The organism is Salinisphaera sp. S4-8, assembly GCF_040361235.1.
Lineage (GTDB): Bacteria > Pseudomonadota > Gammaproteobacteria > Nevskiales > Salinisphaeraceae > Salinisphaera.
Genome location: NZ_APNF01000010.1, coordinates 13,950 through 31,725, shown reverse-complemented (window position 1 = coordinate 31,725; position 17,776 = coordinate 13,950). Strand labels below are relative to the sequence as shown.

At 63.3% G+C, this 17,776-nt stretch carries 15 protein-coding genes; 3 read left to right on the top strand and 12 right to left on the bottom strand.

What is annotated here, in order from left to right; genetic code table 11:
• Positions 1 to 81 precede the first annotated feature (81 nt).
• Genes S4A8_RS14630 through S4A8_RS14620 form a run of 3 tightly spaced genes read right to left on the bottom strand, consistent with a single transcriptional unit; the run spans position 82 to position 4,066 of the window.
• Positions 82 to 1,476, bottom strand: a complete 1,395-nt coding sequence (locus tag S4A8_RS14630; RefSeq protein WP_353220692.1) for an O-antigen ligase family protein — start codon at positions 1,474 to 1,476, stop codon at positions 82 to 84.
• Positions 1,431 to 2,867 carry a GumC family protein gene (locus S4A8_RS14625; RefSeq protein WP_353220691.1) on the bottom strand — a complete coding sequence of 479 codons (1,437 nt, stop codon included), beginning with the start codon at positions 2,865 to 2,867 and terminating at the stop codon, positions 1,431 to 1,433. Before S4A8_RS14625 ends, S4A8_RS14630 begins: the two co-directional genes overlap by 46 nt.
• Positions 2,864 to 4,066, bottom strand: a complete 1,203-nt coding sequence (locus S4A8_RS14620) for a polysaccharide biosynthesis/export family protein (RefSeq protein ID WP_353220690.1) — start codon at positions 4,064 to 4,066, stop codon at positions 2,864 to 2,866. The genes S4A8_RS14625 and S4A8_RS14620 overlap by 4 nt, the downstream gene beginning before the upstream one ends.
• A 249-nt stretch (positions 4,067 to 4,315) precedes the next feature.
• On the opposite strand from S4A8_RS14620, the gene S4A8_RS14615 reads away from it, so the two are divergent.
• Entirely contained in the window at positions 4,316 to 4,864 is a 549-nt protein-coding gene (locus S4A8_RS14615) for a heme NO-binding domain-containing protein (RefSeq protein WP_353179877.1), read from the top strand.
• Entirely contained in the window at positions 4,861 to 6,285 is a 1,425-nt protein-coding gene (locus S4A8_RS14610) for a sigma-54-dependent transcriptional regulator (protein WP_353220689.1), read from the top strand. Before S4A8_RS14615 ends, S4A8_RS14610 begins: the two co-directional genes overlap by 4 nt.
• Before the next feature lie 102 nt (positions 6,286 to 6,387).
• Here the strand turns inward: S4A8_RS14610 and galE are convergent, their stop codons facing one another.
• The 4 genes from galE to S4A8_RS14590 all read right to left on the bottom strand — a co-directional run bounded on the left by galE (position 6,388) and on the right by S4A8_RS14590 (position 11,346).
• On the bottom strand, positions 6,388 to 7,413 hold the full coding sequence (gene galE, locus S4A8_RS14605) for a UDP-glucose 4-epimerase GalE (RefSeq protein WP_353220688.1): 1,026 nt from the start codon (positions 7,411 to 7,413) through the stop codon (positions 6,388 to 6,390).
• 111 nt (positions 7,414 to 7,524) lie between these two features.
• A complete protein-coding gene (locus S4A8_RS14600) occupies positions 7,525 to 8,544 on the bottom strand; it encodes a histone deacetylase family protein (protein ID WP_353220687.1) in 1,020 nt (339 codons plus the stop codon).
• Positions 8,545 to 8,724: 180 nt separating this feature from the next.
• On the bottom strand, positions 8,725 to 10,173 hold the full coding sequence (locus tag S4A8_RS14595) for an NAD-dependent succinate-semialdehyde dehydrogenase (protein ID WP_353220686.1): 1,449 nt from the start codon (positions 10,171 to 10,173) through the stop codon (positions 8,725 to 8,727).
• A gap of 144 nt (positions 10,174 to 10,317) precedes the next feature.
• Entirely contained in the window at positions 10,318 to 11,346 is a 1,029-nt protein-coding gene (locus S4A8_RS14590) for a D-2-hydroxyacid dehydrogenase (protein ID WP_353220685.1), read from the bottom strand.
• Between the two features lie 195 nt (positions 11,347 to 11,541).
• Between S4A8_RS14590 and S4A8_RS14585 the strand changes: the two genes are divergently transcribed.
• Complete coding sequence (locus S4A8_RS14585) at positions 11,542 to 12,786, top strand: pyridoxal phosphate-dependent aminotransferase (protein WP_353179888.1); 1,245 nt, start codon at positions 11,542 to 11,544, stop codon at positions 12,784 to 12,786.
• A 65-nt stretch (positions 12,787 to 12,851) separates the two neighbouring features.
• Here the strand turns inward: S4A8_RS14585 and S4A8_RS14580 are convergent, their stop codons facing one another.
• From S4A8_RS14580 to S4A8_RS14560, 5 genes are all read right to left on the bottom strand, one after another.
• Positions 12,852 to 13,643, bottom strand: a complete 792-nt coding sequence (locus S4A8_RS14580; RefSeq protein WP_353220684.1) for a hypothetical protein — start codon at positions 13,641 to 13,643, stop codon at positions 12,852 to 12,854.
• Positions 13,644 to 13,655: 12 nt separating this feature from the next.
• Complete coding sequence (locus S4A8_RS14575) at positions 13,656 to 14,708, bottom strand: SAM-dependent methyltransferase (protein WP_353179892.1); 1,053 nt, start codon at positions 14,706 to 14,708, stop codon at positions 13,656 to 13,658.
• 24 nt (positions 14,709 to 14,732) lie between these two features.
• Positions 14,733 to 15,512 carry a DUF1295 domain-containing protein gene (locus S4A8_RS14570; protein WP_353220683.1) on the bottom strand — a complete coding sequence of 260 codons (780 nt, stop codon included), beginning with the start codon at positions 15,510 to 15,512 and terminating at the stop codon, positions 14,733 to 14,735.
• A 63-nt stretch (positions 15,513 to 15,575) separates the two neighbouring features.
• Entirely contained in the window at positions 15,576 to 17,312 is a 1,737-nt protein-coding gene (locus S4A8_RS14565) for a CocE/NonD family hydrolase (RefSeq protein WP_353220682.1), read from the bottom strand.
• Positions 17,313 to 17,765 (bottom strand): acyl-CoA thioesterase, encoded by a 453-nt coding sequence (locus tag S4A8_RS14560; protein ID WP_353220681.1) that lies wholly within the window; start codon positions 17,763 to 17,765, stop codon positions 17,313 to 17,315.
• Positions 17,766 to 17,776 lie beyond the last annotated feature (11 nt).

Here is a 17,776-nt window from a genome sequence, read left to right as displayed (position 1 = left end):
ATGCCCGCGCGGCAGCCGCGCCGCGCGGGTCGTGATCATGATTAATCGGCCACCAAAACAGCTGTCCGGGTTCGGTGGCTTTCAAGGTCTTGGAACAGTTTCGATGCTTACATCCTGTTTCCAAGGGGGCTTGGCCGCTAGACACGGCCCGTAGACGCGAATAATCGACGGCGCATTCGCCTGTCGTGACGCCCCCGGCGGCGCGCCGTAGGCCTGCGAGGCCCGGCGGGCGGCGATACCCACCAGAAACAGCGCCGGCCAGTAAAGGTAGGCAAGAATCTCCAGATTCTCGCCGAAGCTGTAGAGCGTCAATAACAACAGCATGGACAGCGCCACGCGCCCGACCGGATCGCGCAACGACAGACGCCCCGCCATCCAGAAGCTGGCAACCATCGGTATGATCAGCGCCACCGCGCCGGTCAGCCCCTTGACGAACAGCAGGCCGAACCAGGTGTGGTGGCTGCCGATGGGCATGTATTCCACCAGATGTGGCCCGCGTTCGACGATGCCGTGGCCGAACCAGGGCGCTTCGTTACGCCAGCGATCGGTCGCAATCCGGCCTAACGCGGCGCGTACGCGGCTGGAATCCGCGCGTGCACTGGTGAACTTGTAGATGGCGTGATCGGCCAGCGCCTGCAACTGCGGGGCGAGCATGCCCAGCCCCAGCACGGCGGGTGCGGCGGCAAACCACACCCAGGCTTCGCGTAGCCGGCTCACGCCATAGGCGGTGGGCCCGACGATGGCAAGCGCGACCAGCGCCAGGCGCGACTGCGACAACAGCGCCAGCATCAGCCCGGCGACAATGCCGATGGCTTTCCATTTGAGATTCTTTTCCTCGATCGCGCACAGGATATGCACGACCGCGATCATGCCGGCCGCCGGTGACCAGGGCGCGAAGAACTGCCAGCGCGGCGTACCGGCGCCGGGCTCGATGGTATACAGAATCACGGCGAAATATTCGGGCCCGGAGCCGCCCACGATCTTGAGCGGCGAGACATAGAGCAGCCCGGGCAGGCCGATGAACGGCGCGACCAGAAAGAATGGAATCACGATCAGCGTTTGCAGCCCCAGCCGGCAGATCGCGCGATAGATCACCTCCGGGCGTACCTGCAATACCGCGCCGGCGAAGGGAAACAGCGCCATCAGCGCCCAGCCCTTGGCCCAGCCAATCGAGGATTTGATCGTCTTGGGCAGGCCCAGTTCGTTTTGCAGATGGCCGACGATGAGGATGATCAGCATTGCGGCCATGCCCCACAGCCACAGATGAATCGCCGGGTGTAGCGGGGGTGGGCGCTCTGCTGGCGCCTGATTGGGTGCCGTGTAAATGGCGATGAAGGCCAGCATCGCCAGCCCCCAACCCAGTACGGGGCCAGCGATATACAGGCCGCCGACGATCCAGAGCAGCCAAGTGCTCTGGATCGTCCCCGAGATCAGCTTTTCGGCAGGGCTAGCTGGAGTAGCGGCTGGCGCAGCCATAGCATCAGGAACCCGACCAGCACGAACAGGCTGGCAGCCACGCCGCCGGCCAGTGCCAGCACGGTCGAGGGCGAAGAGGGCGCCTGGGGCAATGACGGGCTTTCAAAGGTCTGAACCAGCGGGTAGGAGGAAAACGGATCGGCCTTGTTGGTATCCAGGCGTGCCAGCGCGGACGACATGACCGCTTCGGCCACGCGCTGCGCGCGTAGCAGCTCGGAGAGCTTGGCGGCCTGGGTAACGAGTTCGTGGGCATTCTTGCTGTACTCGTCCATCTGGCGACGGGTCTCGAGCAAACGGGCCTGGGCTGCAGCCGACTCGCCATCGGCGACGATCAGCTGCTCGAAAATCCGCTCGCGACCATCGCTGGTCGATATATCCACGAACCGTAGCAGTATTTTTTCTTCCAGGCCCGTGAGATCGCGCCCGCGAACGAGCATGGCCTTGCGCAACGCGCTGCGTTCGGCGCGCAGTTCGGCCACGTTCATGTGCCGATCGCCCAGGGTGGCGCTGGCTTCGGTCCATTGGGTATGCACGCTGGCGTACTGGTCGATCAGCGATTGGAACATGGGATCGGTTTTGAGTACGAGCGCAAGGCTTGCGTTTTCCACCGACGTTTTCAGAACCTTGGCCAGGCGTGCCTTGGCGGCCACGCCGTGTTCGATTTCGACCAGCAGTTCACGCTCGCGGGCACGCAGTTCGTCCACGATCTGGATACGGCTGTTGAACTGATCCATCGTGGCCAGACCGCTATCGCCCTGGAACTCCAGCAGGTCGAGCTGGGCCGCGCGGGCCTTGGCCTCGAGGTTTTCGAGCTGTTCCCGATCAGCGGCTTCGCGCTTGGACTGCTCGTCGTCGCGCAGTACATCCAGACATTCCAGAAACGCCTGACGCAGCGCGTCGAGCCGGGCCTGGGCATGTTCCGGCGTCGGCCCGTTCATCGAGACCAGGATCAGGTTCGTCTGATCGACAAGCTTGATCGTGGGCGGCGCCAGCTGGCCGGGCTCACCGAGGATATCGGCCGCGCGGCGCAGGGTGCTGTCGGCGCTGAGCAGGCGCTTGTAGTTTTCGGTCGGGCTCAGCGAGCTACTGGCAAATGCCGAGCTGCTCTGGGCCGAGGCCTGGCCGATGGATTCCAGGTTCAGCGAGCCACCGATGCCCGAGCCGGGCAGGATCAGGGTCATGCTGCTCTTGAAGTTGAGTGGCGCGACGGCCAGATACACGAACACCAGGGCCCATACGATCGCCAGGATCGGCAGGATGGTCAGCAGGTAACGCTTGTAGCGTCCCGGCGACGGCAGGCCGTAGCGGATGAAGTGCCAGATGCGCAGCAGGATGCGGTTTTGCATTTTGGGTGTGCTGTTGTGGTGGTGATCGGTATGGGTATCGTTCACTTCATGAGGTCGTGAATGACCAGCCCCGCGGCGGCAGAGCCGAAGGCTTCGCCGACAAAGGCCAGCGCGTCACGGGCGTTCATCCAGAGGCTGTCGTAGCAGGCCAGGGCGTCGCCGGGCATCAGATACGGGTCGATATCGTCGCGATGCGCGCTGCGCACCAGTTCCTCGACGCTGCGCTGGATGACCACGCTGCGCCCGTTGATCGGGTTGCGAGAAATCAGCACCGCGCTGCGGCCGGCATTCATGGCCGAGCCACCCACACAGTTGGCCGATACCGGTGCCTGCAGAAAACGGGTGCCGTAGGGCAGGCTGGTGGCGTCCTTGCTGATCGCCGAGGAAGCGTTGCTGGCCGCCGGGCGCGACAGGTTCGACATGTACACCCGAATGCCCGGCGTGGTGAGCACGGTCGGGCGCATCAGCTCGGGCTGAAAGCAGGCGCGGCTGGGGATGAATACATGATCGTTGGCGGCCAGGTCCACACTGCGGCTGTCGGTGCCCGCGAGTACCCCCGACAGATCGATACGCGCCCAGCGGCCGTTGCGGGTGAGGTAGACATGGGCCAGATCGGCGTCGGGGCGCAGGCCGCCGGCCGCGCGGATGGCCGTCGACAGGGTACGGACATTGTTCGCGTCGCCGCTGGCCTCGCCTTCGCGCTGGCCGACGCGGTCCTTGCTGGCGCGCTCGCCCACGCGCACGGAGCCCGGGTGAAACACCGCGCCGTTCACCGATACAAACACACCGCCGCTTTCGATGAGCAGCACGCTGGCCACCCGCTCGAGCGCACGCACGAAACCGGCCTGGATAAGCTCGCGCGAGACCAGCGCCTCCACGTCGGCCACGCTACGCCCGACCGCGCGCACCGGCGCCAGTCCGGGCAGATTGATACGCCCGTCCTCGTCGATGACGAATACGCCCGAGAGCCGGTCCTGATCACCGATGACCTCGATACGCAGCCGATCGCCGGGGGCGAGCACGCTGGGCATGGCCATGAGTTCGGTGAGCGCGATTTCCTGGCCGATCGGGTAGTCGCCCGGGCGGGTGTGTTCAACGCACACGGTCTGCTGCGCCTCGGCCGGGGTGTGCTCGGGCATCCAGCGCGCATCGTCCACGTTATGCGGCGTGCGACCGCTGGCACAGGCGCTCAGCACAATCGGCAGGGCCAGGGTCAAAGCGAAGCGGATGGCGGCAGTTGTCATGTTCGTCTCGTTTTGCGAAGTGGCGTTCGAGCGCTACATGTCAAAAAGCGGGCCAACCCGCAGAGCCTTTATTTTCCGTTGCAAACCGGCATTTCGTCGCTTTTTACACATTGCATTTTTGCAATCCGCAACGCGCGCGCATTGCATTGTGCGAATTTATCGCCGATAACCGCCTGAAAACGGGGTTTTCGCGCTGGCACGCCGCTTGCTCTGGGGCATCTGTACGTGATGCAACAGAGGGCCATCGCCGTGAAAGGACTAATATTTGTCGAGTTGATGAACTTCATGGAAGAACAGTTCGGATACCAGCTGACCGACGAGGTCGTCGATGCTGCCGCCATCCCCGACGATGCGGCCTTTACCACCATCGGCCGCTATCCGAGTGAATACGCCACCCGGCTGATTACTGCGGCCGCCGACTGTACGAACGTATCGGCGACCGAGTTGTGCCGGGCGTTCGGGCGCTATCTGTTCACCCGTTTTGAAATACGCTTTCCGCACATGATCCAGTGCTACCCGAGCGCGCGTTCGCTACTCTGCCATGTCGAGGCGCATATCCATGAAGAGGTGCGCGCCTTGTATCCGGATGCGAAGCCGCCATCGGTGACCACCCTCGAGGTCGACGGCGCGATGCATGTGATCTATCAATCCGATCGGCCGTTCGCGCAGATCGCGTTCGGGCTGGTGGATCAGTGCATTGTCTCCTATGGTGAACACAGCACGGTCGAGTGGTGCGAAGACAATTCCGATTCGCATGCCCGATTCGTCATTCGCTCTATTGAAAGGACTGCAGCATGAACTCGTCTCTACGCGTGCTGATCGTCGAGGACACCGCCTCGCTGGCAATGACCTTTGCCGGCCAGCTGGAAGCTGTCGGCTGTGAGGTCGATGTGGTCGGCGATGGCAGCGAAGCGAGGCGCCTGGTCGAACATGCACGCCAGCCCTATGACGTCATCCTGCTCGATCTGAAGCTGCCCGACTGCGATGGCCTGCAGCTGCTGGAAATGGCGCCGGAATTCGTCGAACAATCGAGCGTGGTGGTGATTACCGCCGATGGTTCGATCAACCGCGCGATCCAGGCCATGCGCCTGGGCGCCTACGACTTCCTGGTCAAGCCGGTCGCCCCCGAACGTCTGGCCACCACGGTCAACCGGGCCGGCGAACGGCGCATGCTCGAACGCGAGGTCAGCGTGGCGCGGCGCCTGAATAGGCGCGAGCGGTTTCACGGTTTCGTCGGGGCCTCCGATGCCATGCAGGCGGTCTACCGCGCGATCGAGAACGTCGCCAACTCCAAGGCCACGGTGTTCGTGACCGGCGAAAGTGGCACGGGCAAGGAAGTCACGGCCGAGGCGATTCATCAGATCAGCGATCGCAGCAGCGGCAATTTCGTGGCTATTAACTGCGGCGCGATCCCCGAGAACCTGCTCGAGTCGGAATTGTTCGGGCATGTGAAGGGGGCGTTCACCGGCGCCTTGGAAAACCGCATCGGCGCGGCCAAGGAGGCCGATGGCGGCACGCTCTTTCTCGACGAAATCTGCGAAATGGAGCTCAAGCTTCAGGTCAAGCTGCTGCGTTTTCTCCAGACCGGGATGATCCAGCGCGTCGGCAGCAGCCGGCCGGAAGCGGTCAATGTCCGCGTGGTTTGTGCCACCAATCGCGACCCCGCGGCCGAAGTGGCGGCCGGACGTTTTCGCGAGGATTTGTTCTATCGCCTGTCGGTGCTGCCCATCGAGCTGCCACCGCTGCGTCAGCGCGGCGACGATATCGCACTTTTGGCGCAGAGCTTTCTCGATCGCTTCGCTGCCGAGGAGAACAAGCAGTTCGATACCCTCACGAATGAACTCGTTGCCCAGTTAAAGCGTCACAGCTGGCCCGGCAACGTGCGCGAATTGCAGAACGCGATACGTCGTGCCGTGGTCATGAGTGCCGGTCCGCAGCTGTCCCTGCCCGCCAATGTGGGCGGTGAGCCTGCCCGCGCGGCGATGACGACCCAGACCACGCAGCCCGCCGAGGCCGCCGATACGGACACGCCGCTACCGCCGTCCGGCTTTGACGGCATGACCCTCGAAGAAATCGAACGCTGGGCGATCGAACGCGCGATCGAGCGCTGTGGCGGCAGTATTCCGGCCGCTGCGAGAGTGCTGGATACCAGCCCGTCCACGCTGTATCGCAAGCGCGAGCGCTGGGCGGATCGAAGCGATACGCCGGTTTCCGGCTAGTCGCGGATTGTATCGGGGCAAGCGGCCTGCGTGCGGGCCGCGCACGCCTCGACAGGGGCCAGGCGATAGCCGCCGTTGTGGTCGGCGGCTTGTTCGCCGACGTCAGCGCTCGCTGTCGCGGTAGCCCTGCGGGTTGTGTGATTGCCAGCGCCAGGCATCGGCCATGATGTCGTCGATGCCGCGGCTGCAGTGCCAATCGAGTTCGGCTTCGGCCTTGCGCGGGTCGGCCCAGCATTGGGCGATATCACCCGGGCGCCGGCCCACGATTCGGTAGGGCACGGGGCGCTGGCTGACGCGTTCGAATGCCTGTACCGCTTCAAGTACCGAATAGCCCTTGCCGGTGCCCAGATTCCAGATATGCAGGCCCGAGGCGCGGGCGATGGCGTTTGCCGCCTTCAGATGGCCCTCGGCCAGATCCATGACATGGATATAGTCGCGTACGCCGGTACCGTCCGGGGTCGCGTAGTCGTTGCCATAGATCGACAGCTGTTCCAGTCGGCCCACGGCCACCTGCGAGACATAGGGCAACAGATTGTTGGGAATGCCATTCGGATCTTCGCCGATCTCGCCGCTTTCATGGGCGCCGGCCGGGTTGAAATAGCGCAGAATGGCGATCGACCAGTCCGGGTTGGCGGCGTACAGATCCTGCAGGATCCATTCGATCATCAGCTTGGAGCTGCCGTAGGGGTTGGTCGGCCGCCCGGTGGGCGCGGCTTCGGTCAACGGCATCTCGTCGGATTCGGCATATACCGTCGCCGACGAGCTGAACACCAGCGTACGCACATCCGCGGCACGCATGGCCTGGCACAGCGACAACGTGCCGCCGACGTTGTTTTCGTAGTAGGCCAGCGGTTTTTCGGTACTCTCGCCGACCGCCTTGAGCCCGGCGAAATGAATCACTGCATCGACCGCATGTTCGGTGAGTGCCTGTTCGAGGCGTGTGGTATCGCGGATGTCGGCTTCGATGAAGGTCAGCGACCGCCCGCTCAACCGCTCCACGCGCCTGAGCGATTCCGGCGACGAATTCGACAGATTGTCGTAGACCACGACGTCGTATCCGGCCTCCAGCAGCACGAGCGCGGTATGGGAGCCGATATAGCCGGCGCCGCCGGTCAGAAGCATCACCATGGTCGAATTCCTGTCAGGTTCGGATAGGTTCGGCGCCAGCGCCGGGTTTTCGGTCGCCCAGCACTCGCGGCGACAGGCGGCCGGGACCGATCCCGACCGCCTTATCCGTCTTTATCGGCCGAGCAGCCCGGAAAAGAACTGGTGGGCATTTTCCTGCAGGTGATCGACATCGTAGCCGCCTTCCTGAATCACGCACACGGGCATGTCCAGTTCGGCCATGGCGCGGCCGATACGGGCAAAGCCTTCGCTGGTGACCGCGACCTTGGCCTGCGGGTCGTTTTCGTAGATATCGAAGCCCAGCGGCAGAACCAGCACATCGGCATCGAATAGCTTGATCGCGGCGACCGCCTCGTCGAGCTTTTCGAAGAAGGTTTCTTCCGGTGAGCCGTGCGGCATGGGCAGGTTGATGTTGTAGCCGTAGCCCGCGCCCGCGCCGCGTTCGTCGGCATGGCCGGTGACCACCGGGTAGAAATTGGTCGGATCGCCGTGGATGGAGATATAGAGCACGTCGTTGCGCTCCCAGAAGATCTCCTGAATACCCTGACCGTGGTGCATGTCGGGATCGAGAACCGCTACGCGCTGGAATTTCTCGCGCAGGGCCTCGGCCGCAATGGCGGCGTTGTTGAGATAGCAAAAGCCGCCCGCGCCGTCGCGCCGTGCATGATGGCCCGGCGGCCGACACAGGCCGTAGGCAAAGCGCTCGCCATTGAGGATATCGTCGGCGGCGGTCAAGGCCGTCTGGGCCGAGGCGTAGGCCGCTTTCCAGGTGCCTTCGCCGATCGGGCAACTGCCGTCGGCCTGGTAGCGGGCCGATTCGGCCAGAATGCCTTTGAGCGGGTTGGGCGAGCGCACGAAGATGTTCGACATCACCTCGTTGCCCCAGTCGTCGGGGATCTCCATCCAGCGCCGGTGCGCGGATTCGAGAAAGCGCAGATAGCCCAGATCGTGCACCTGCGAGATGGGCGCCATGCCGTGGTCGACCGGTGTGCCCACATCGATGTTCAGGCCTTCGAGGGCGGCAACCAGCGGTGGCGTGCGCGCCGGAACTTCCTGGGGCTCGCGCATCTGACCGCGGGTCAGATAGCTGCGGGGAATATGCTCGTTCTGGGTCGGGTCGAAATAGGCTTTCACGGCAACGGTTTCCGTCTGGTCGAAATGAAAGGGCGCAGTGATCGTTGCACTACACGGGATTGCAACATACGCCGGCTACGCCTGCGACTGCAATGCGTAATCGCTGTTTTTGCGCGGCGGGCAGACACAAAAAAGCCGGCGAGCGTGCCCGCCGGCTTGTTGCGTGGCTAACCTGTGCGACTACTTACCGCGCGGCACGGTCTGGACTTCGACGAATTCCATGATGCCTTCGTCGCCACCTTCACGGCCGATGCCCGACTGCTTCATGCCGCCGAAGGGCGCATGCGGTGCCGGGCCGGTGCCGGTGTTCCAGCCGCAGTGGCCGAAGTGCAGGCCGCGGATGGTCTTCTCGGCGCGTTTTTCGTCCGAGGTGAACACGTACGCGGCCAGGCCGAATTCCGTGGTGTTGCCCAGCTCCACGACTTCGTCTTCGTCGTCGAATTCGATCATGGGCACCAGCGGGCCGAAGGTTTCTTCCTTGCAGCAGGCCATGTCGTGGGTCACGCCGGTGACCACGGTCGGCGTATAGAACAGGTTCTTGTCGGCATCCAGTTCGTCCGGGTGCTTGCCGGCGACCAGCTTGGCGCCTTTCGAGAGCGCATCGGCGACATGATTCTGGACCTTCTCGAAGCCGGCCTTGTTGATCAGCGGGCCGACATCGATGTCTTCGTCCATGCCGTCGCCGACCTTGAGTGCCTTGACCTTCTCGACCAGCTTGTCGGTGAACTCTTCGTACACGCCCGATTGCACATAGATCCGATTGGCGCAGACACAGGTCTGGCCGCCGCCGCGGAACTTGTTGCCCACCAGCTGGGTGGTGGCATGGTCGATATCGGCATCGTCGAAGACGATGAACGGGGCGTTGCCGCCGAGTTCCAGACCGAGCTTCTTGACCTGATCCTTGCTCTGTTCGATGAGCAGCTTGCCGACTTCGGTGGAGCCGGTGAACGAGATCATGGTCACGTCGGGCGAGGACATGAGCTCGCCGCCGATCTGGCTGGAGGAGCCCATCACCAGGTTGACATAGCCCTTGGGCAGTTCCAGGCGCTCATGAAAGAGCTGGAACATGGCGATCATGGTCAGCGGGGTTTCGCTGGCGGGCTTGATCACGCTCGGGCAGTCGGCCGCGATCGCCGGGGCGATCTTCTTGGCGATCATGCCGATCGGGAAGTTCCAGGGCGTGATCAGGCCGACCACGCCGACCGGGCGGTGATGAACCGTCCAGGTGCAATCCTTGGCTTTCTCCTCGAGCTCGTCGGGCTTGAGGATGTCGATGTTCTTGGCGCAATAGTCGAAAAAGCCGGCGGCGTATTCGACTTCGCCCTGGGCTTCCTTCCACGGCTTGCCGTGTTCGAGACACAGAATACGCCCGATCTCTTCCTTTTCATCGATCAGGGCATCGCGAATATCCTCGAGCCATTCGCGCCGGGTTTCCAGATCGTTGGGTTTGAGCGCGCCCTTGGCGGCTTCGATGGCGCGCTGGGTTTCGGCGCTGCCCATCTTGGGCATCTCGGCCAGCACCTTGCCATTGGCAGGATTGAGGACCTCGACGGTTTCGCCGGAGTCGGCCTCGACCCACTGGCCATCGATATAACCGGAAATATGCTTTAGCAGATAGGATTCGATCATGAGTGTCCTCGGTCCTGTCGTAACGACTTGAGTCTATGAATCTGGGCAGCCCCGCCAGCGCGGCCTGCTGACAATGCCTGTCAATATCTAGCAGTGATCGGGGCGTGATCACGGCTTTTAAAGGCGAAATGCCATTTTCGCGGCTCACGCGCCACCCGGCGCATAGCCATGCTTTTTGCTGACCTGGTTGAACAATGCCTCGCCGCGCTGCCAGCGCGTGAGGTTGTCGAGAAACTGATCGATCAGCGCATCGCGCCAACCGATGAAATCGCCCGCCATGTGCGCCGACATGAGTACATTGTCCATGCCCCATAGCGGGTGATCGGCGGGCAGCGGTTCCTGTTCGAAAACATCCAGCGCGGCGCCGGCGATCTGTTGGTTGACCAGTGCATCCACCAGATCGTCGGTGACCACGATCGGCCCGCGGCCGATGTTGATGAAACGCGCGTGTCTGGCCATGGCCGCGAAGCGCCGTGCATCGAACCAGTGTTCCGTGGCCTCGGTTAAGGGCGCGGCCACGACCACGTAATCGGCATCCGGCAGATGGGTGTCGATATCGTCGGCGGCATGGACGGCCGAAAATACGTCGTCGGCATCGCGGGCGCGCCGGGCGATGCCGGTGACTTCCATGCCCACGGCCTTGCACAGGCGCCCGATCTCGCGCCCGATCGAGCCTGCGCCGGCCACCAGTACGCGTTTGCCGTGCACGCTTTCGGTATCGCGGTGCACCCAGCGGCGCTGTTGCTGGTAGGCGATATTGGCGCGCGTGTCCTTGGCGAACATCAGAATCGCGCCGAGCACGTATTCGGCGATATTGCGATCGAATATGCCCTGGGCATTGGTGACCGGGATATCGGATTCGATCAGCGCATCGAACATCAACTGGTCCACGCCTGCGCTTGCGGCATGTACCCAGCGCAGATTGCGCGCGGCCGGCCAGGCGGCTTCGAGCGCTTCGGTACGAAAATCGGTGACCAGCAGGATATCGCTGTCCGGCAGGGCGTCGCGCAGGCTCGATTCATCGTGGGCGACACGAATATCGGCGCGCGCGTGCAGCCGTTCGATCGACGCCGGCCCCTCGGGTGTATCGCTTAAGACGGTGATCCGAGGTCGCGGTTCGTCGGCTTCGACGGCGTGCTCGGTGCGGGTATTGGCGGGGTTGTCGTGGCTCATGCAGGAGAAGGCGCTACCGTGTTCACGAACCGCGCGATTTCAATGATCATGCCGCACGGTACCCAGAGCTCGCGCCAAGCGTCAATAGCCGGCGCAAATCCCGGCGCACGCTTGTCTTGACCGGGTTTGCAAGACCTGACTACGCTCGCGCTAACGGCCACGTCGGCCGCCGCCATCCCGCGTCAAGAGGCACCCATGGTCGCGAATCTGAAGAAAAGCAGCGAAATCCTATCCGCAGACCCCGATCAGCGTTATGTACGTGACCGTCTGGTCTGGAACCCGGCCATGCATGCCATCCCGATTTCGGGCATCCGGCGCATGGTCAATCGCGCCGCCGAGCTCGACGATGTGGTGCATCTGTCCATTGGTCAGCCCGACTTCGCTACGCCGCGGCATATCATCGATGCGCATATCCACGCGCTGGAAGCCGGCCAGACCGGCTACACCATGGATGCCGGCCTGCCGGAACTGCTTACCGCGCTCAAGGAGTACTACAACGCGCGCTATCGCAGCACGCTCACCGAAGACAATTTCCTGATCACCACGGGCGCGACCGAAGGCATCTATCTGCTGATCACGGCCATGGCCGCGCCCGGGCGTGAGTTCATCATCGCCGACCCGACGTTTTTGCTGTATGCGCCGTTGATTCGCATGAACGGCGGTCAGGTGCGCACGGTGCCGACCAAGGCCAGCGAAGGCCACCAGATCGACCCCGAGCGCATAATCAACATGATCGGGCCGAACACGCACGCCATCATCCTCAATTCGCCGAGTAACCCCACGGGTACGGTGTATCCGCGCGAAACCGTGGAATGGCTGTGTCAGGAAGCCGCCTATCGCGGCGTGGAGATTCTCTCCGACGAGGTCTACGACAACCTCATTCTCGACGATATCGACTATCCGAGCGTGCTCTCCTGTGCCACCGATCTCGACGGCGTGGCCGTGGTGTCGAGTTTCTCGAAGACCTATGCCATGCCCGGCCTGCGCGTGGGTTGGATCGTGGCTGACCAGAACACCATTCGTACCCTGCGCCGCTATCACATGTTCACGACCACGGTCGCCAGTACGCCGGCACAGTGGGCCGGCGTCGCCGCACTCGTAGGCGATCAGAGCTGTGTCGACGAGATGGTGCGCGAATACTCGCGCCGGCGTGACCGGGTGGTGGATCTGGTTGCCGATACGCCGGGGCTGACCGGCTACTGGCCACAGGGCGCGTTCTATATCGCGCCGTCTTTGCCGCACGGGGTGGATGGCGGCAACCTGTGCATGCGCATGCTCGAGGAAACCGGCGTGTGCGTCATCCCGGGCGATGCCTTCGGCGAAGAGTCGAACAGCCTGATGCGCATCAGCTATTCCACCTCCATGGAGAAGATCGAGGAAGCCTTCGAACGCCTCCAGCCCTGGATGGCGCGCCAGCCCGAGATGCGCGGGCATAACTAGCGCCGTGGTGCGCGCCCTGTTGCAGTCGCGGCAGGGCGCGCATTGCTGTTCGCTTTAGCCGCGCTTTAGCTCGCGGCCGCGCAGGTGGCCGCGGGCGCGCCGGCCTGGCGGGCCTCGTCGGGCATATCGCGGGTGTAGCTCACCCGTACCGGATAAACCTTGCCGTTTTCATCGTGCATGTTGCCGATGCCGCGGTATTCGAGCAGGCGTTTGCTGTCGGCGTCGTAGGTCAGCTTGAGCGAATCCACGAAGAAGTTGACCAGGAACATGTCCAGCTCGGCGGTGAAGACCACGGCCGGCTTGCCTTCGAAAGTGGTGGTGCCGGTCTGGCGCGCACGCAGATCGATGACGGCTTGCCGTCCGGCCGCCGCGAACTTGAAGGGCACGGTCTTACCCGCGGTCAGCTTGTCGAATTGCTGGCGCACCAATCGATCGAAGCCGGAATCGGCGGCCATCGGCGGCTCGATGGTGAAATCCTTGGTCTGTTCTTCTGCATCGGCGGATTCGCGCCGGAACATGGTCCAGCGATCGCCGTTGTGGCGAATGCCTTCCACATAGCCATCGGCCGGGATCTCGAGCCGGTAGGTGGGGACGGTGTCGCTCGCCTTGAATGCCAGATGCTTGGTGGCGATCGTGTCGCCGGTGCGCCCGACATAGGTCACGTCCCAGCTGCGCAACGTATCGCCGGCAAAGTGTTGCTCGTGATGTTCGGTATAACGGTATTCGTTGCTGTCGAGCGTGTAGCCGTAGCCGTTGAAACAGCGGGTTTCGTCGGCGGCGATGGCCGTGCTGGTCACGGTGAGTGTGGCCGTGCCAATGACGAACGCGAGCGCGGGCAAAAGCGGTTTATCGTGCACGTGATTGTCTCCTCAGGCGGCCGGCTGGCGTTGCGGTACGAACAGATAATGGGCGATGCCCCATTCGTTGCCGTCGTTGTAGCCGAACAGTTCCGCGACTGCCATGAAGAACATGCGCCAGCGCTGGAACCAGCGCTCGGCGTCGGCATCGCCATAGGTTTCGCGAAATATCGCCATGATCGGTTTTTCGGCCGCGTCCATGCGTGCCAGCCAGCTGTTGGCCGTATCGCGATAGTGGTTGCCCGATAGCCACCAGTGCTTGCGCAGGCGCATGTCTTCCTGGAAGTGGGCGAACAGATGCTCGCTGGGCATGATGCCGCCGGTAAAGAAATGGCGTGCCATCCAGTCGTAGTCGCCGTCGTTCTCGAAGGCGTAGGCCAGCAGCTTGTGCGCGAATACGTGCACGAACAGGCGACCGTCGTCGACCAGCCAGCGGCTGATGCGCGCGAACAGTTCGCGGTAGTTGCGCATGTGTTCGAACATTTCCACCGACACGACGCGGTCGAAACGTTGTGTGCCCGGGTCGAAATCGTTGATGTCGCAGGTTTGGACGCGCAGGTTGTCCAGCCCGCGCTGTTGCGCCATAGCCTCGATCGCCTCGCGCTGCGCGTTGGAATTGGAAACCGCGAGAATCTCTGCGCTGGGAAAGCGCTTGGCCGCCCACAGCGCGAACGAACCCCAGCCGCACCCCAGGTCCAGAATCTGCTGGCCGTCATGCAGGCGCGCGCGTTCGGCATAGAGGGCGAGCATGGCGTGCTCGGCCTGATCAAGCGTCTTGATCCCCGCTTCGAACAGGCAGCCGCTGTATTTGCGATGCGCGCCCAGCACATGTTCGAAGAATGCCGGCGGCAGTTCGTAGTGCTGGGCGTTGGCGTCCTTAGTGTGCTGGGCGATCGGGCCGGTGCAGGCCCGGTCGATGAAGCGCCGCATGTGATTGCTGCGCCATTCCGGGTCGCGGGCCTCGCGGCTGCTCAATCGACTGCCGATGAGCCGGCGCATGCCCGCGCGGGCAATCGGATCGGGCACGAGGCCGCGCTCACACCAATCTATGGCCAGACTACTCAAACCTGCCTCCCTCGTTTTGTGTATTTATCGTTTTGGTGGCCATGGAATAAACGCGCTCGTGCGCCGGACGTATTCGTCGTGGCCTTCGCGTTTTTCCGATGCCTTCTTGTTTTCGATAGTGGGAATCCCCGAAACCCTGAGCAAAAGCCACGCCATGATCACTGGACTGGCCAGTGTCGCCCACCAATATGGCGCACCGATTGCAAGCACTACGTACGTTACCCAGTGCAGCGATTCGAAAAAATAGTTCGGATGTCGAGAGTAGCGCCAAAGCCCCTCGGCGCATACCTTGCCGCGATTTTCGGGCTGTTGCTTGAAGCGATGCAGTTGGGCATCGGCCGTGCCTTCGCCGACCACGGCGACGAACCACACCGCAATCGCGGCCAGGGCGATCCCCAGCGACGGCGCTTCGGGCATATAGGCAATGACCAGAAACGGAATCGAGAGTATCGAGGCCGCCACGGCCTGAAACAGGAAAAAGCCCAGCATGTACAGATCAGCCTTGGCGCCCCAGGCTTCACGCGCGGCGGCATAGCGTGAATCCTCGGGCGCGCCGCGCATGCGTTTGGCCAGGTAGCCGGCCAGGCGTAGCGCCCAGGTCAGCGCGAGCGCGGCCATGAGAATACGCGCCGCGGCCGGCGCATCGCCGAGCAGGGCGTACTCGGCAGCGATCAGGCCAACCGCGGCCGACCAGACCACATCCACGAGCCCGGCATTGCGGGTGAATAGCTGGATGATCCACACCAGGGTGAGCAATATCGCGGCGGTGGCCAAGCCCACGCCGAACGCCGCCAGTGCACTCATGCGGTCTCCTTTGTCGTGATCATGAACAGGGCCGAACCCGCGTGTGCGGGTAGGGCCTGCCTGTCAGGTTACGTCGACGATCGGCAGGGCGATGCGCCCCGTGACGCGAATACGACCCGGGATCGCCGAGAAACTGGCCAGATACTGTGGATGATAGCCGTATACCAGCAGCCCCAGCCGATCGCCTGCGTGCAGCCGATGGCTGACGCCGTTGAGATCAAGCGAGCGCGGCCCGGCGCCACGGATCGGCCGTACTTGCTTGTTGAGCAAAACGGTGGCGCCCAGGCCCGCGCGTTGTACGCCGATGCCTACGAAAGCGATCGGGTCGCGGTCGTCGCCACTGATATCGATTTCGATCTGCGGGATACCGGCGATCGCCTGATTTTCGGACTCGATGGTCATGAGTTCGATAAACGTGCCGCCGCTGGCCAGTTCGTCGAGATGATCGGAGGGCAGGGCATTGACCAGACGGGCGACCAGAGCGGTTTCGTCGCCGCTGGCGGGTTTGTCGCGATCAAATACGCGCTTGAGCGCGATCCAGGCATTGCCGGCCGTGCCGGTGGCCAGCGACCACAGCCGCGACACGCTCTGCCGTCGCACGATCCCGAGCAGCAGATCCAGTCCGCCGGTGGTGGCATCGCCGGCGAATTCCACCGTGGGGCCATGCTCGCCGGTGCCCACGGGCAGTTCGTCGAAGAACAGGCTGGTTTCGTCGTCGAGCACGATCATGTTGCGTGGCACCGACTGCGTGGGTGTCACGCCCTTGAGCTTCCAGTCGAGGTAGGCCAGTTCCAGGACCGCCGTCTCCACGTATTCGTCGTCGATACGCAGGCTGGCATCGGTCTGGTAGGCGATACGGTCGATATCCTGCAGAAACGGCAGGCTGTGGCCGTACTGCATGGCGATCAGATGCACATCATTGCCGGCCGCGCGCAGCGCCTTGGCATTGGCCGCGGCTTCGTTGAGGTTGAATAGCGTATCGCCCACGCCCTGTACAAGCAGCACGTCCACCTTCGGCGTGCGGCGTGTTTCGCAGGGTTCGCGTTGGCCATCGCGCGCGATATGCCCGTCGTAGAACGAGGCGGGGCTGCTGTTGTACAACCGGTCGCGCACGGTCTGGGACAGGCCACGCCCGGTCAGCGTCGAGGCCAGTCCTTCCGCCAGCGCCCGATAGAGCAGCGGGTCCAGACGCACACCCGATGTGGGCACACCGAGTGCCACCAGCGCCGCGCCCCAGGCCGTCTTGACGACATTATCCGGCGCCAGGCTGTAGCCGAGGTCGTACCAGGTCGCGGTGGGCACCAGCGCATCGAAGCGGTTGTCGATACAGGCGCCGATGAGCTGAAAACCGCCGCCATAGGAGAGTCCCAGGCCGCCGATGACGGGGTCGCCGTCGCGCCGGGCGAGGCGCTCGCGTTCGGGCATCTCGTTGTCTGCCCAGTCGAGAATGGCGCTGATATCCGCGCCTTCGACTTCGGGGTTCATGATCTCGACCTTGCCGCCGGACTCGCCGAACCCACGCTGGTCGAAACTGATGACGAAATAGCCGCTGGCGGCGGCACGGCGCGCGGCTTCGGTGGAGGGCAGAATCCCGCCGGACAGCACCTCGTAAACCGATCGTTCGTAACGATTGTTCAGGCGCGCGCCGCCAAAGCCGTGGCCGTGCAGAACCAGCGGCGCGGTCTCACCGGCGGCAAGGTCCGGCTGCATGACCGTGATCGCGATTTCCACGCCATCATCGGGATTGGTGACGATCGCGTTGTAGTCGCGGGCTTCGAGCGTGGTCGAACGCATGGTCATTTATTCCGGTGCGTCGCCGGGCACATGGATCGCGGCGAGCGCCTCGCGTAGCGCCGACGGGATCGCCTCGGCGCGATTAGTTTCGCGGTTGACGAATACATGTACGAAATCGCCGTGCGCGCTGGGGGTATCCGCGCCGGCCTGAAAGATACCGATGCCATAGGTCGTCGAGCGGTTGCCCAGATGCTTAACCATCAGCCCGGCTTCGAGCTGTTCCGGGAAGGCGACCGGTGCGTGGTACTGACAGCGTGATTCCACCACGAAACCCACCACCGGGGCGTTGTGGATATCCAGCCCGCCCTCTTCGATGAGATAGCGATTGGCCGCGGTATCGAAATACGAGTAGTAGGTCACGTTATTCACGTGGCCATAGACATCGTTATCCATCCAGCGGGTGGGCATGGCGCAGAACCATCGATAGTCGCTGCGGGTGGGGCGTGGGGCTTGCGGCATGGTGTTCGGAC